This window comes from Myroides sp. LJL119 (assembly GCF_054871605.1).
On the sequence record NZ_JBTXLO010000008.1, the window covers coordinates 1 to 14326 of the forward strand.

The following is a 14326-nucleotide window of genomic DNA, read 5'->3' on the forward strand; positions in this document are numbered from 1 at the left end:
TTATCACACTAAGAGTATAAATTTTCTGGATAAACATGCTGAATTAGGTAAACATGTAACTCGTATATTCAAGAAAAACAGAGGGTTATATGGATATAGAAGAGTTACTCTGCTTCTTAGAAAAGAACTCAAGACAGCTGTAAACTTTAAAACAGTCGCAAAACTAATGAAACAATTAGGCCATAAAAGCGTAATTAGAGTTAAGAAATACAAGTCCTTTAAAGGAGATGTAGGTAAAGCAGCAGAGAATATACTAAAGCGTGATTTTAAAGCAACTAGGCCTCATCAAAAATGGGCTACAGATGTTACAGAGTTTAATTTTAAGGGCAGTAAATTATACCTATCTCCAATAATAGACTTATTTAATGGAGAGATAATTAGTTATAATTTATCCACTTCTCCAAACTATAAGCAAACTCTAGATATGCTCAGTAAAGCCTTCAAAAGAAGAAGAAAAGACAAGGCTACTAACATGGAAACTATACTTCATTCGGATCAAGGATGGCAATATAGATTACAGAGGTACCAAGATAAATTAAAGAAGAATAATACTAAACAAAGTATGTCTAGAAAAGGAAACTGCCTAGATAATGCTATAATCGAAAATTTCTTTGGAGTATTGAAATCAGAACTATTTTATCTAAAGAAATACAACTCCATACTGGAGTTGACACAGGAAATAAAACAGTACATTAAATATTATAATAACGAGCGAATACGAATTAATTTAAATGGAATGAGCCCGGTAGAATACCGAGCTCATTATATTAAAAAGATTGCATAACTTCGTCCAACTTTTTGGGGTCAGTCCATCACCTATGGTAAGCTTTTTTTTGTTTTATCTCCTAGACTAAGACTTAACTTAGAAGGAGTATATTGTAAAGGTTTTTGTTGTAATTTAATCCTCTATTTCTTGTGAATCCTCTATTTCTTCTTGGTCAAATTCAAAAAAACTGAAAACAGATCCTCCATAATTTTTTGAAAAACTAAAATGTTCTAAATGATCTAGTTTTGTGAATTTGGAGTGCTCCACTATAAGCATTCCATCGGACTGTAGCAAAGGTACACTTAATATGTCTTTGACAATCTTCTCAAATTGGTCCTGCGTAAAGTCATAAGGAGGGTCAGCAAAGACAATATCATAGCTTTGTTTGTGTTTTTGAATAAATTTAAAAACATCGGATTTAAAAGCCTCTATGTTTAAATCAAATTCTTTTGCCGTTTTTTTGATAAAATTAACGCAACCAAAATCTGCATCCACACTAACTATGTCTTGACTTCCTCTTGAGGCAAATTCGTAGCTAATGTTACCTGTACCTGCAAATAAGTCTAAGACGGTTAACTGACTTAGATTAAAATGGTGATTTAAGATGCTAAATAAGGCTTCTTTACTCATATCTGTAGTTGGTCTTACAGGCAGATTTCGTGGAGGTAATATTCTACGTCCTTTAAGTTTTCCGGAAATAATTCTCATGAATGGAACAGTATGTAATGTTGTTTAGGTACTTGATGATGTAAAGGTAGATCTGCGCTTATAAAGGCGTGATCACTAATAATGTTGGTGTTTTTAATAAACTCATAACAAAGCTTGTAAATACTATCGTTATAGTCTATTCTACCCATTAAATTTAATTGAACGTTTTGTGGATCTATTGCTAATTGCTCCAAGGTAAATAAAATATAATAAATAAAGTCTGTGGCATTGCTATAAATAAAGGAATTAAAAAAAAGTAACCCACCTTTTTGAGCTATTATTAATTCAAAACGATCTTTATTTAAAAATGAAAATGCGCAAATTTGCTCTGTATCTTGTGTTTTACAAACTAAAATATCAACTAGTTCGGTATTGATGTTTTTATAGGTAAAACTACCGAATTTATCCAAAAAGAAATTGTTTAAATTCGTATAAGGCAAATAAACATTGTGAATGTTTAAGGATTCGATGTAATCGTGATCAAAAAAATCACTTGCAAAAACTTTGGTGTTATATTGTAAATATGCACTAAGATTATCTTGGTCAAATAACTCTTGGGGCACAAAAGTGTTTAATGGGTTATCGTGATAAATTACAATCTCATTGAACTCCCAGCTCAATTGGGAATACTTTTCAAATATGCTTTGTAGTTGATCTTCAATGCTTTTTTGATTGGTGATAGCCTCCGATCCAAAATAGGTTACCTCGTGGGTCAAAATATTTTTGGTCACAAAGGAAAATTTAGAGGAAGAAACCTGCATTAAAAGTTTATAATTGCTACTTGTCATTTTAAAGTAAAAAGGATTTTTGTAATTCTTTGGCTGAACGGCAAATTTAAACAATTAAAGTTACAAAATTAGTTTGTACTTAAAAAGCTTGGTATCTTTACCCAAGGAAAAATAAAAAGGAAACATATGATAAGTGCTACAGAATTTTACATGGGAATAAAACGAAGTTTTCCTTTTGAACTCACCGTAAAACAAGATATTTTTCTACAAAAAATAGCCGAGTTTATCACTGGTGATAAATCCGATCAGTTATTTGTTTTAAAAGGGTACGCTGGTACTGGAAAAACAACGCTTATTTCCAATTTAGTAAACAATTTACAATACGCTAGATTTACCTCGGTATTATTAGCCCCCACTGGTAGGGCGGCTAAAGTAATTAGTAGTTATGCCGGTAAACAAGCCTATACCATTCATAAGAATATCTACTATCCAAAACCTAAGAGTACCTCGGGTAAAATGCAGTTCACCATGCGGGTTAATCGACATAAAAACACGGTATTTATCGTGGATGAGGCTTCTATGATTGGAGATATAAGCGCATCGGACAGTAATATGTATCCACATGGCTCTTTGCTGGATGATTTGATATACTATGTTTACTCTGGGGTTAATTGCAAACTTATTTTAATAGGAGACTCAGCACAGTTACCACCGGTTAATATGCAAAGTAGTCCAGCCTTGGATTGTGATTTACTTTCTTTACATTATCAGATGGATGTACACTCCATTGAGTTGGATCAGGTAATGCGTCAAGAAGAGAATTCAGGAATCTTGTTTAATGCCACCCAATTAAGAGAGGTTTTAAATACCTATTTTTATGATTCATTTAGTTTTGTTACACAAGGGTTTAAAGATATTGTTCGTCTAGAAGATGGTTATGATATCCAGGATGCTATTTTTGATTCCTACTCAAATTATGGAGCTCAGGAAACTGCTTTTATTGTTAGATCTAACAAAAGAGCCAATGCCTATAATCAACAAATTAGGGCTCGTATCTTGGATAAAGAAAGTGAACTTAGCACGGGGGATTTATTAATGGTGGTTAAAAATAATTATTTCTGGTTAAAAGATTCCACCATTACGGACTTTATTGCCAATGGAGACATCATGGAGGTCTTACAGATTTACAAGACCGTTGAGCTCTATGGTTTTCGCTTTGCACAGGTAAAGGTACATATGATTGATTATCCAAGTATGCCAAGTTTTGAGACCATTGTTTGTTTAGATACCCTTTTTAGTGAGTCTCCGGCTTTAACCTTTGAACAAAACAACAAGCTTTACCAGGAGGTTATGATGGATTATCAGGATGAAACTAGTAAATTTAAAATGCTTCAAAAAGTTAAAGCTAATCCTTATTTTAACGCTCTACAAGTCAAGTTTTCCTATGCTATTACCTGTCATAAGAGTCAAGGTGGACAGTGGGAGACCGTTTTTATCGAACAGCCCTACCTGGCCCAAGGAATTGACCAGGATTATATCCGCTGGCTATACACAGCTATGACAAGGGCTAAGAGCAAACTTTATCTAATTGGTTTTAAAGATGAGTTTTTTACCAGTTAAAGGTATAAAAAGCCAGACTAAATACATAAACTTGGGTTTTATACCTTGATTATTTTTGTTGTTTTTTATTGGAGTTATGAATTGGTCCAAGATGGGTGTTTTTAAAACTATTGGTATACTTTAAGCCATAGCCAAAGATGCGGTCCATGTTGGAGTGGGCAAGAAAAATAATTCCCCAAAATAAAAGTGGTTTGATTAAAAAAATACTACCTACAAGTAAAAGGATAATACCTAAAAGCTGGTGGTGAAAAAAATTATACAAATAACCGCCAAACTTGGAATTAAATAGATAACCTAACATGGATAGATCTGGTAATAATAAACAGCACCAAAAACTCCACCAAGCAAAACCTTGTTGTTTAAACAAGTATAGACAAAGAATAAATAAACCAAGACTCTCTAGTTTTAAGATGTTTTTCATTTTTAAAAATTAAGGTTAAAATTAATTTTGTAAAAATCAGCAATACCTTTTGTATAAATCTTGATTTAAATCAAGGTTTTGTTTCTAGTCTTGGTTTGCCCGGATTCGACTCAAGGTCTCTGGTGTCATAGCTAGGATAGAGGCTATATAATGTAAGGGAACTTGATTAAATAAGGATTTATATTCTTTAAAATAAGCTTGGTATCGCTGACTTGCACTTAAGGCTAAATGAGAAAAAACACGATTTTCCATGGTTGCAAAACACTTAGTAATAAATTCAGATTCAAATTCCTGCCAAATCGGGAGCTCTTGTTTTAATAAGTGATAATTTTTCTTTGTGATACACAACAATACAACTTCATTAAATGCCTGTATGTTATAAAAGCAAGGTTGGTTGAAAAAAAAACTTTTAAAGTCAGTTACAAAGCTATTGGCCGTACATAGCCATTGGGTAATCTGCCTGGATTGATAATCTGCGAAAACTCTTAAAATACCTTGTTGCACAATACCAAGGGTGTTACAATACTTATTGGATTGGGAGAAAAAGTCATTTTTTTTTATTTTTTGTAACTCAAAGTATTTTGCTATTACTTCCAGTTGTTCTTTAGATGCATTTGGAAAGTATGGATATAAGATTTTTTGGATTTCCATTGTAACTATTTGTTTAAAGTAAGTAAATATACGCAATTTGATTGGCTGGATTGTCTTTGTAAATAACCCCCCATTAAAAGGGTGTTTACAAAAAGGTCAATAAAATCAACTCGTTGATTTAATAGCTAAATACTAGGTAAATTCACAAGGAGATTACTATCTTTGATAATCTAATTTAAAACACAAATGAAGATTATTGCAGTTATACCGGCTCGTTATGCCTCAACTCGTTTTCCAGGGAAATTAATGAAGGATTTAGCTGGTAAAACTATTATTAGAACAACCTATGAAGCAACGGTAAAAACCGGACTTTTTGATGATGTTTTTGTGGTTACGGATTCCGAAGTTATTTTAAATGAAATTCAAAACAATAACGGTAAGGCTGTAATGAGTAAAAAACAACATGAGAGTGGAAGTGATCGCATTGCAGAGGCTGTAGCTGATATACAAGCCGATGTGATTATTAATGTACAAGGGGATGAACCTTTTGTTAATAAAGATAATCTAATTAAGTTAATTGATATTTTTAAAAACGATCCCCAACAAAAAGTCGATTTGGCCTCTTTGATGACTCCTATAGACCAGTGGTCAGATATTGAGAACCCGAATAATGTGAAAGTAGTGGTGGATAATAACCAAACTGCTTTGTATTTTTCACGAGCCGTAATTCCATACCCAAGAGAGAAAAATGTTGGTGTGGTGTATTATCAACATATCGGAATTTATGCCTTTAGAAAATCTGCTTTATTGGAATTTACAACTTTGCCAGTAGGGGTTTTAGAGGCAAGTGAAAAACTAGAACAATTACGTTATTTAGAAAATGGCAAGCGCATTAAAATGGCGCTGACCAAACACATCGGAATAGGTATTGATACCTTGGAAGATTTACAAAAAGCCCAGAGAATGGTTTTAGAGAATCCGCAACTTCTAGAATAAAAAAAATATATCCTAGCCAGACAAGCACAAGCACTGGGGTCTTGTTTTTAAACTAAGAATTAGAATCTACAGGGGTTTGATTTGACAAAGTTTCAGACTCAAGTGGAATTTTAATACTGGTTTTCCAAGATCCTGGAAGCGGGCTTTGTAAAACTGACTCCTGTAAAAAAATTAGGATATCTTTATTTGCCTCTAGGTTGGTATTGGCCTTTTTTACTAAAGATTTGTAATCAACTAACTTGGTAGGTAGATGCGTGTAATATCCCTTTAAATCATTTTGTAAATAATGCCCTTTATTTATTAAACCACTGAAAAATATATCATCGGGATTTAAAAATATCTCATCTTGAATAACAAGGCCAACGGTGTAAGAAATTTTATCGTTTTGAATCTTGTTGACAATTAAAAAAGGACTTTTATCTACTTGGATTCTATTGGATGAGGTAAATTCCATTAAAGAGGAAATGGATTTGTTTAAATCTTTATCCAAAGAAAAATAAGTTGACTCTTGTGTTGGCAAACCAATATATCTTAATTCAGGTTGTTCAACAATGCCTATGGAGTCCCAGCGGTGCTCTTGGTATTGCTTAATAAAGTAAACCATTAAAGCATTGGTGTTTTTCTCCAGTTCGTGGGTGGCAATTTTTGTGGGGGAGCCACTAAAAAAAGTAAGTAGTTTTGTTTTAAGATCTAAAGAGCTAGAGAATTCAAAATCCACTAAAGTGGCTAAAGAATCCGCTGTGGACTTAAATGCCCATTTTATATTTGAAATTTTATCGTCCTTTAAAATATCTTGACTTAGACTATCATAAGGATATTGGTATTCGGGTTGAATCTCATAGGAGCCTAATTTGTTGATATCTAAAATATAGTTCCCTTGGTCTAATTTTTTGGTAGAAATCCAATTAGACCATGTGTTAAGATCGGCAATGTACTGATATACTATGTTCTTTGGAGCCTGTAATACGAATTGCCTTTGTACTGTAAAGTTTGGGTTTTGCGTAAGTACAAAAACAACTAAAGATACCGCGCTTAGTAGAATTAATAGTAAAAAATACTGCAGAATTTTCATACAAATACCAAATGTGATTAATTTAAGATTTTAAAAGATTTTTTACAATAAATAAACTACCAATAAAGGCTAAAAAAGCAAGTAAAATCCAAAGTCTATTTTTATAGTAAATTCGGTGGAGTTTTAAATCCTTTCTATATACGATAATCAGTATGATGGTAAAGATTACAACGAAAAAAATCGCAAACTTTATTTGACCTGGTGAAAACATATTTTATAATTTTAGCAAAAGTAAGTAAAACCTTTAATATGGGGTAAAAAAAACGGCAGAAAAGCTCTGCCGTTTATTAGTTTATGTAAAAAACAATCTTTAATTAAATTGTTTCGGTCCAACCGAAAGTATCTTCGATGTGTTTTTGTTGGATTCCCTGTAGAATTGTTTTTAATTTTACTGCATAAGAATCTTGGTCTGCGATCTCTGGTAAAGCATAATATTTATCTTGAAATGCAAAACCTTCGATTTGTCCAATGGTAACGGCAGTTCCAGCTCCAAAAATTTCTTTTAATTCTCCTTTTGCATGTGCGTCTAGTAAATCTTGAACAACAATAGAGCTAACCTCTACGTTGATTCCTTGACTTTTAGCAATATCTATTAAACTTTTTCGAGTAACGCCATCTAAAATTCTCTCTGAAGTAGGTGCTGTGTAAATAGTGTCACCTATACGGAAGAAAACATTCATTGTTCCAGCTTCTTCTAATTTAGTGTGCGTTGCATCATCCGTCCAAATTACCTGTTGGTACCCAGCTTCTTGTGCTAATTTAGTAGGGTAGAATTGACCTGCATAATTTCCAGCACATTTAGTAGAACCAACTCCTCCGTTTGCTGCTCTTGAGTAATGTTCTGCGATTTGAACCTTTACCTTACCTGAGTAATACGTGCGAACAGGAGATAATATGATACAAAACATAAACTCAGAGGATGGTCCCGCTACAACCCCAGGGTGTGTACCAACCATAAAAGGGCGAATATACAAAGCATTTCCTTCTCCTTTTTGAACCCATTGTTGATCTAATTGCAATAAGGCTTTTAATCCATCGACAAATCTAGTCTCGTCAATCTGTGGCATAGCTAAACGCTCTGCTGATTTATTGAAGCGTTTCCAGTTTTCTCTTGGACGGAATAACCAAACTTTATCTTGTTGATCTTTATAGGCTTTCATTCCTTCAAAGATAGCTTGTCCGTAATGGAAAACGTTAATAGAAGGCTCAAAAGACATTGGTCCATAAGGTTTGATTTCCACCTGTCCCCATTTACCATCTTTATAATGACAAACAAGCATATGGTCTGTGAAGGTATTTCCGAAACTAACATTAGCGAAATCAACGCTAGCTATTTTTGATGTTTCAGCTCTTTGGATAGAGAAATCTGCGGCAGTTTCTTTACTCATTTTATATAATGTTTTTAATTTTCAAATTTTAGTAATGCAATGTATTGCTTTAATCAGAATATTGCAAATTTATCAAAAAAAGCACTTAAACAAGACAAGGGGTTATACTTTGTTTAATTACCCGTGTGTTTTGTTGTTTATTTGTAGTTATATACACCTTTTTATTACATTGCCATTTCTGTGATACACAATTAATAAGACCCTAAATACCCCTAGGGTAACAAAGGTTTTATTTAAAGGCTAAAATTAATTATTTTTTCTTAGTAAAGCCCGCTCAAAAACTAAAAATCTAGCCATAAAGGTGTTAATGTATTTATAATGCGAAAAAAAAATCTAACAGAGTAAAAAAAATAAAAATGAAAACAGAAAAAAAGTAATTTTATAAATAATATAAAATACCAAATTTTGTAAAAACACCATGCAGGCTATTATCATTTTTACTGTTTGTTTTTCTCAAAGATTAAATCCCATGCAGCTACTTTATTTAAAGGCTAGAAAATAAAATTAATAAATAACCATAATCCAAAAGATTGCTTTTAAAAAAAGGATTACTTTTTTATTATAACAGGGTTAATTTGTATTTTTGGGATTTACTTTATTTCAGGGAAAAATTAATTTATTTACTAGCCAAAATACTAGGCGAAAATATATATGGAAAGAAAAGTGATTATCACCCAAGATGGCTCCAGTAGTATTGAAATTCAGGGATGGGGGGAGTCTTACCACTCGGTATACGGTGCGGTCCAAGAGGCCAATCATGTTTATATACAAAACGGACTGGATCATCTATTAGATAAAACAGATATAACTTTATTGGAAATGGGATTTGGAACTGGTTTAAATGCCTTTTTAACCTATTTGGATTCCAAGCAAAAAAAACAAAACATTACCTATCATGCCATAGAGGCCTTTCCTTTGAATAAACAGGAATTGGAAGCCTTGAATTATAAAGAACTAAGTGACAAAGAATCCGATCATTTGATTTTTGATAAGATGCATGATTCAAAATGGTCCGAGTTAATAACTATAGATAGTCATTTTAAGCTTTTAAAAATGCACAATACCTTTGAACAACAGGTTTTAGAAGATCAAGTTTATGATTTGATTTACTTTGATGTGTTTGGTTATCCATACCAACCAGAATTATGGAGTGTTGAAATTTTTAAAAAGATGTACGACTCTTTAAAGCCAGGAGGAATCTTAACCACTTATGCTTGCCGAGGGGTAATAAAAAGAAATATGATGCAAGTGGGCTTCCTTGTTAAAAAGTTTGCAGGGCCTCCGGGAAAAAGGGAAATGATTGTTGCTTTTAAATAGTTGCTGTTATAAAGGGAGGTTTGTAAAAAAAAAACTCATTTTTTTTTTAAAGTTAATGTTTTTTCTACCAAATAAGTTAAAAGAGTAATTACTTGATATAGTTGTTAAAATTTCATACATTTGAGAATATCATAAATAAAAAATAAGTCATGAGAACCTCAGAAATGTTCCACTTAACAAAAACAGTATTACAAAAGGTTAGTTTTAATCCGCCATTATTTTATAAAGAGCTCCAAAAAGCAATCAATCAACTTTTGCCTTATGATTTACAGAATTTATGCTCTTGGGTTAACTCTTTTGTTAAAAACAAACCAGAATTAAAACCCACTTTAGCGCTACTTCCTAAATAAAAAGTAAATTACAAAAGGGTGTTTCATATTTTTATATAATCTTCTTTTTACCTTTTTTACACTATAAACAATCGCTAAACTCTTGATATATACCCAAGCTATTTTGTTTATCATATAGAGAAAAAAGTATTACAATTAAGTATACTAAGATGTTTTTAAAAATAATTTTAAAAAAAAATAGCTGTATATTTGAAATCTAAACCTTAGTGGTTATTCTACTGAGAGTTTTTAGTCTAAGTAAAACATTTTAAAAAATCTATATGTATAAAAGTTATCCTGCTTCATTGGTTTTTATAGTTAGTATGCTGGTTTTAATTAGCTGTAACTCTAATAAAGAAAAGCAAGAGTCTGCCTTGGTATTAACCGCTGAAGAGGTTTTGGTTAATCAACAAGAAGATCAGCCTCAGGCGCAAGAACTTGAAGATATATTTACTTTGTTTGTAGCTAGTGAATTAGTCGATTGTGTTGGGGTTAGTCCCATGAAGTGTATGCAGGTAAGACAGAGTTTAGATGAGCCATGGGAATTAATGTATAGTTCCATAGAAGGCTTTGATTATGAGCCTGGATATGAATATCAATTGGAGGTTCGTTCGGAGAATATTGCCAACCCCCCGGCTGATGCCTCTAGTATTCGCTTTATATTAGTGAGTGAGATTTCTAAGATTAAAAAGTAAATAACTATTTTACTGTATATAATCAAAATAGCCCAATTCTTTACAATAGCAATTGGGCTATTTTAATGATTAATTAAAGTGTCTGCTAGATTTTATCAATTGGTATGCGTTGATTTTTTTGAATATTTTTAAATTCAGTAGGGGTAAGACCAGTTACTTTTTTGAATTGTTTGCTTAAATGAGCTAAACTTGAATAGTTTAGTAAATAGGCTATTTCCTTTAAATTTAATTCTTGAAATAATAATAATTCCTTTACTCTTTCAATCTTTAAGTGAATAAAAAACTGCTCTATTGTATGTTGTTCTACACTAGAGAATACCCCACTTAAATACGCGTAATCTTGATTTAAATGCTTGTTAAGGTAATGCGATAGATTTTCATTTAAAAAAGCATTTTCTTTGTTAACTAAATCAATAAGCAATGACTTTATCTGTGTTGCTAATTGTTCTTTGGAGTTTTGTATTAAAGAAAACCCTGTTTTTTGTAAATGGATTTGTAATTCTTGCAATTCCTGGGTAGTTAAATCTTTTTGGACTGTAACTTGGCCAAGTTGTATTTCTATAGGTTTTATGCCCATTTGCTCAAATATTTGAGAAACTGCTTTTTTACATCGATCGCAAACCATATTTTTGATATGTATTGTCATATTTTAATGTGGCTATTATTGTTATCAAAGGTAGTAAAATAATATAAAAATAATTTTAGAGACTTTTTAATAACTAAGTTACTTGTTGAATTAAATAAAAGATGGACTTGAAATTTTGTTGGGTGTGAAAACTCAATCCGATTTCACAGGTGCGACTCGTTGAATAACACCCGTTTGTATTAGGAGTTATTTGAGATTTTAAATCCTTGGTGCCATGTTTGTTTAATTCGGGGATAAAAAAGCCTTTATCACCGCTAAAGCCACAACAGTTTGATTCCAATAGGTTTACTTTTTCACTACAGGCCTTTGCCAAATCATATAACTTGGTGGTTAAGGAGTCTTTTTTTAAAGAACAAACCGCAAAAATATCAACGCTTTTTACTTTTTTCTTAATTGGTAAATTAGGTAAAACTAACTCAACAATGCAGCTCACCGGATCGTAAATTTTTAAATTCCCTATCGATTCTTGTTCGCAAAAATGAGAGTAGCAAGGACTCATATCAAATAAAACAGGATATTGCCCGTTATTGGAATATTTCTTTAGACTCTCTTGCAGGGTTTGGGTAAATTCTTTAGCCCTTTTTTTATAACCTTTACTAGAGAAAGGCATAGAACAACACAGAGAGCTTAAATTCTCGGGTAAGATTATTTGATAACCAGCCTTGTTTAACAAGGAAATAGTTGTTTGTATTAAATCTTTGTCCTGAGGTGGTTCAAACTTGGATTTTCCCATCGCTCGATTGATACAACTTGGAAAGTAAACAATTTTATTTTCACTTTTAAAGTCTTTATAAGTGCTCTGGAAATCCTTTTTCGTTGGTCCTGGCATATAGGGGTTCCATAAGGGTAGTTTGTTGTTGGATATCTTCCTTAATCTAAGGGCACTTTTATACATAAGCTTATCGCCCATAACTCTATTAATGGTGGATAAAGCACCAAGGCTTATTCTAGCCACTTGTATTAAAGTGGCCAATGGGAAGGGTTTGTTTTCAGTGGCCTTGTTTTTACCTTTTTTAATTTTTCTAGCCCTCAGGGTTTTAACAAACATCCCTGTGTCAATACCAACGGGACAAGCCAAAGAACACAGACCATCGGTGGCGCAGGTTTGGTCCACAAAGTAGTTGCTTTTTTTTAAAAGTTCTTGCAATACTTTGGGATCTTGTTTATTTGTTTTTAAACGCTGAATTTCTCTACTAACCACAATTCTACCTCTAGGAGAAAGTGTAAAATTATGAGAAACACATTGCGATTCACAAAACCCACATTCAATGCACTTATCAATAATGGGGTGGGTTGGTTGGGTTGGTTTTAAATTCTCTAGATGAACATGAGCATTGCTATTTAAAATAACTCCTGGATTTAAAAGGTTTTTTGGATCAAATATAAATTTGATTTCTTGCATGGTTTCATAGGCCTGTTTACCCCATTCTTTTTCTACAAAAGGAGCCATATTTCTACCCGTTCCATGTTCTGCCTTTAAGGATCCATCGAATTGATTAACAACAATATCTACAATTCCGTCCATGAGTTTTGCGTATCTGGCAATTTGTTTGTCGGATTGAAAATCCTGGGAAAAAACAAGATGTAAATTTCCCTCCAAGGCATGGCCAAAGAGTACTGCATCTTTATATTCTAGCTTTGCAAAGAGTTTTTTTAAAGCAGTGGTTGCCGCGGCTAAATCTTTTACATCAAAGCCAACATCTTCAATAATACATGTGGTACCTGTTTTTCGAAGTGCTCCAACACTTGGTAAAAGTCCGTTTCTTGCCTTCCAGTTAAAAGCATAAATATCCGGATCACTTGTAAATTGAAAAGGTCTTAAAGTGGGTATATCTTTGATGGATTGTTTTATTAGATTTTCTTTGTTTTCTAAATCCTCCGGGGTTGTTCCCCGTGCCTCTATTAATAAAACACATGTTGACTCACCTAGGGTTTTAAAGTAACTAGGAGCCAAGGGTTCATTTTCTATAGATCTAATACTATTTCTGTCCATTAGCTCAACAGCCGATACCGGGGATTGTTTTAGTAAGGGAACCGCTAAACAGGCCTGGTGTATATCTTGGAATAAAACAAGGCTACATGATTTATATTTAAAGTTTTCAACCGTGTGATAAGTAATATCACTGATAAACGCTAGGGTACCTTCCGAACCAATTATCAGGTGTTTAATAATATCAAAGGGATCGGTAAAGTCTATCAATGCATTTAAACTATACCCTGTTGTGTTTTTTATTTTGTATTTCCTTGCAATGCGCTGATGCAATACGGTATTGGATTTAACTTGGCTGGCAAGGCTATTAATTTGCTTGATAAAGTGAGCATGAGATTGTAAAAAACTTTGTTTACTTAAATCATCGCCCGTATCCAAGATGGTTCCATCGCATAGTATAATGCGAATATCAGCAAGTGTGTTATAAGAGTTCTCAGAGGTACCACAGCACATACCACTGGCATTATTGGCTGCAATTCCACCAATCATCGCGGCGTTTATAGACCCAGGATCAGGGCCGATTTTTCTGTCGTATTTTCGCAATATAGCATTGGCCTTTGCCCCGGTTATACCGGGTTGAAATTTTGCCTTATAACCTTGGTCAAAAACAGTGAAATTATTCCAGCCCTTTGTAGCGATTAGTAAAATCGAGTCGCTTTGGGCTTGACCAGATAAACTCGTGCCAGCAGCCCTGAAACTCACCGGCAGATTTTTTGAGTTAGCTATATACAAGGCGCTAATGATTTGGGCCTCATTCTCTATAAAAACTACTACTTTTGGAATAAGGCGATAAAAGCTAGCATCGGCGCTATAAGCCAAACACTGCAAAGGGTCACTTATAATATTAGCCTTTGGTAAGGTTAAACTAAGCTCTTGGATATACTCTTGATACAATAAGGTATTCATATGGTCAATTTTACTTTACAATTTAAGGAAGTATTTTAGTAAATGCCAAGGATTTAGAGGCTAATTTTCTGTAACTTAAAATTATTTTTTAGTGTCTTGATTAACTAAAAAAGCAGATAATAAAAAATCCGCAATTACCATTATTTTGGCATA

Annotated in this window: 14 protein-coding genes; 6 read left to right on the forward strand and 8 right to left on the reverse strand. The window is 32.9% G+C overall.

All coding sequences use genetic code 11. The annotated features are described in order from the left end of the window. Positions 1–784, forward strand: a 784-nt coding sequence (locus ACYSNV_RS09330) for an IS3 family transposase (protein WP_461762305.1), incomplete at its 5' end; no start/stop codon positions are given. Between the two features lie 114 nt (positions 785–898). Here ACYSNV_RS09330 and ACYSNV_RS09335 read toward each other — a convergent pair. Together ACYSNV_RS09335 and ACYSNV_RS09340 are read right to left on the reverse strand one after the other, a co-directional pair. Further along, positions 899–1474, reverse strand: coding sequence for an RsmD family RNA methyltransferase (locus ACYSNV_RS09335; protein WP_461762306.1), 576 nt, complete (start codon positions 1472–1474; stop codon positions 899–901). Beyond that, positions 1471–2262 carry a DUF3822 family protein gene (locus ACYSNV_RS09340; protein ID WP_461762307.1) on the reverse strand — a complete coding sequence of 264 codons (792 nt, stop codon included), beginning with the start codon at positions 2260–2262 and terminating at the stop codon, positions 1471–1473. The genes ACYSNV_RS09335 and ACYSNV_RS09340 overlap by 4 nt, the downstream gene beginning before the upstream one ends. Before the next feature lie 126 nt (positions 2263–2388). On the opposite strand from ACYSNV_RS09340, the gene ACYSNV_RS09345 reads away from it, so the two are divergent. Next, positions 2389–3822: an ATP-dependent DNA helicase gene (locus ACYSNV_RS09345; RefSeq protein WP_461762308.1), complete on the forward strand. Its 1434-nt coding sequence runs from the start codon at positions 2389–2391 to the stop codon at positions 3820–3822. Positions 3823–3871: 49 nt separating this feature from the next. Here the strand turns inward: ACYSNV_RS09345 and ACYSNV_RS09350 are convergent, their stop codons facing one another. Continuing rightward, positions 3872–4243: a DUF4260 domain-containing protein gene (locus ACYSNV_RS09350; RefSeq protein WP_461762309.1), complete on the reverse strand. Its 372-nt coding sequence runs from the start codon at positions 4241–4243 to the stop codon at positions 3872–3874. Positions 4244–4327: 84 nt separating this feature from the next. Beyond that, positions 4328–4894 (reverse strand): Crp/Fnr family transcriptional regulator, encoded by a 567-nt coding sequence (locus ACYSNV_RS09355; protein WP_461762310.1) that lies wholly within the window; start codon positions 4892–4894, stop codon positions 4328–4330. 186 nt (positions 4895–5080) lie between these two features. Between ACYSNV_RS09355 and kdsB the strand changes: the two genes are divergently transcribed. Further along, positions 5081–5830: a 3-deoxy-manno-octulosonate cytidylyltransferase gene (kdsB, locus tag ACYSNV_RS09360; protein ID WP_461762311.1), complete on the forward strand. Its 750-nt coding sequence runs from the start codon at positions 5081–5083 to the stop codon at positions 5828–5830. Between the two features lie 52 nt (positions 5831–5882). On the opposite strand, the gene ACYSNV_RS09365 is transcribed toward kdsB, so the two are convergent. Next, a complete protein-coding gene (locus ACYSNV_RS09365) occupies positions 5883–6902 on the reverse strand; it encodes a hypothetical protein (protein WP_461762312.1) in 1020 nt (339 codons plus the stop codon). Between the two features lie 314 nt (positions 6903–7216). After that, the gene (locus tag ACYSNV_RS09370) at positions 7217–8290 is read right to left on the reverse strand and encodes a branched-chain amino acid aminotransferase (RefSeq protein ID WP_461762313.1); all 1074 of its coding nucleotides are present in this window, start codon (positions 8288–8290) and stop codon (positions 7217–7219) included. 651 nt (positions 8291–8941) lie between these two features. Here ACYSNV_RS09370 and mnmC2 point away from each other — a divergent pair. From mnmC2 to ACYSNV_RS09385, 3 genes are all read left to right on the forward strand, one after another. After that, a complete protein-coding gene (gene mnmC2 / locus ACYSNV_RS09375) occupies positions 8942–9607 on the forward strand; it encodes a tRNA (5-methylaminomethyl-2-thiouridine)(34)-methyltransferase MnmC2 (protein ID WP_461762314.1) in 666 nt (221 codons plus the stop codon). Positions 9608–9756: 149 nt separating this feature from the next. Beyond that, a complete protein-coding gene (locus ACYSNV_RS09380; RefSeq protein ID WP_461762315.1) occupies positions 9757–9957 on the forward strand; it encodes a hypothetical protein in 201 nt (66 codons plus the stop codon). A gap of 260 nt (positions 9958–10217) precedes the next feature. Then, entirely contained in the window at positions 10218–10631 is a 414-nt protein-coding gene (locus tag ACYSNV_RS09385) for a DUF4377 domain-containing protein (RefSeq protein ID WP_461762316.1), read from the forward strand. 85 nt (positions 10632–10716) lie between these two features. On the opposite strand, the gene ACYSNV_RS09390 is transcribed toward ACYSNV_RS09385, so the two are convergent. Together ACYSNV_RS09390 and ACYSNV_RS09395 are read right to left on the reverse strand one after the other, a co-directional pair. Beyond that, positions 10717–11277, reverse strand: a complete 561-nt coding sequence (locus ACYSNV_RS09390) for an AraC family transcriptional regulator (protein WP_461762317.1) — start codon at positions 11275–11277, stop codon at positions 10717–10719. A 73-nt stretch (positions 11278–11350) separates the two neighbouring features. Further along, positions 11351–14173: an FAD-binding and (Fe-S)-binding domain-containing protein gene (locus ACYSNV_RS09395; RefSeq protein WP_461762318.1), complete on the reverse strand. Its 2823-nt coding sequence runs from the start codon at positions 14171–14173 to the stop codon at positions 11351–11353. Positions 14174–14326: the final 153 nt, after the last annotated feature.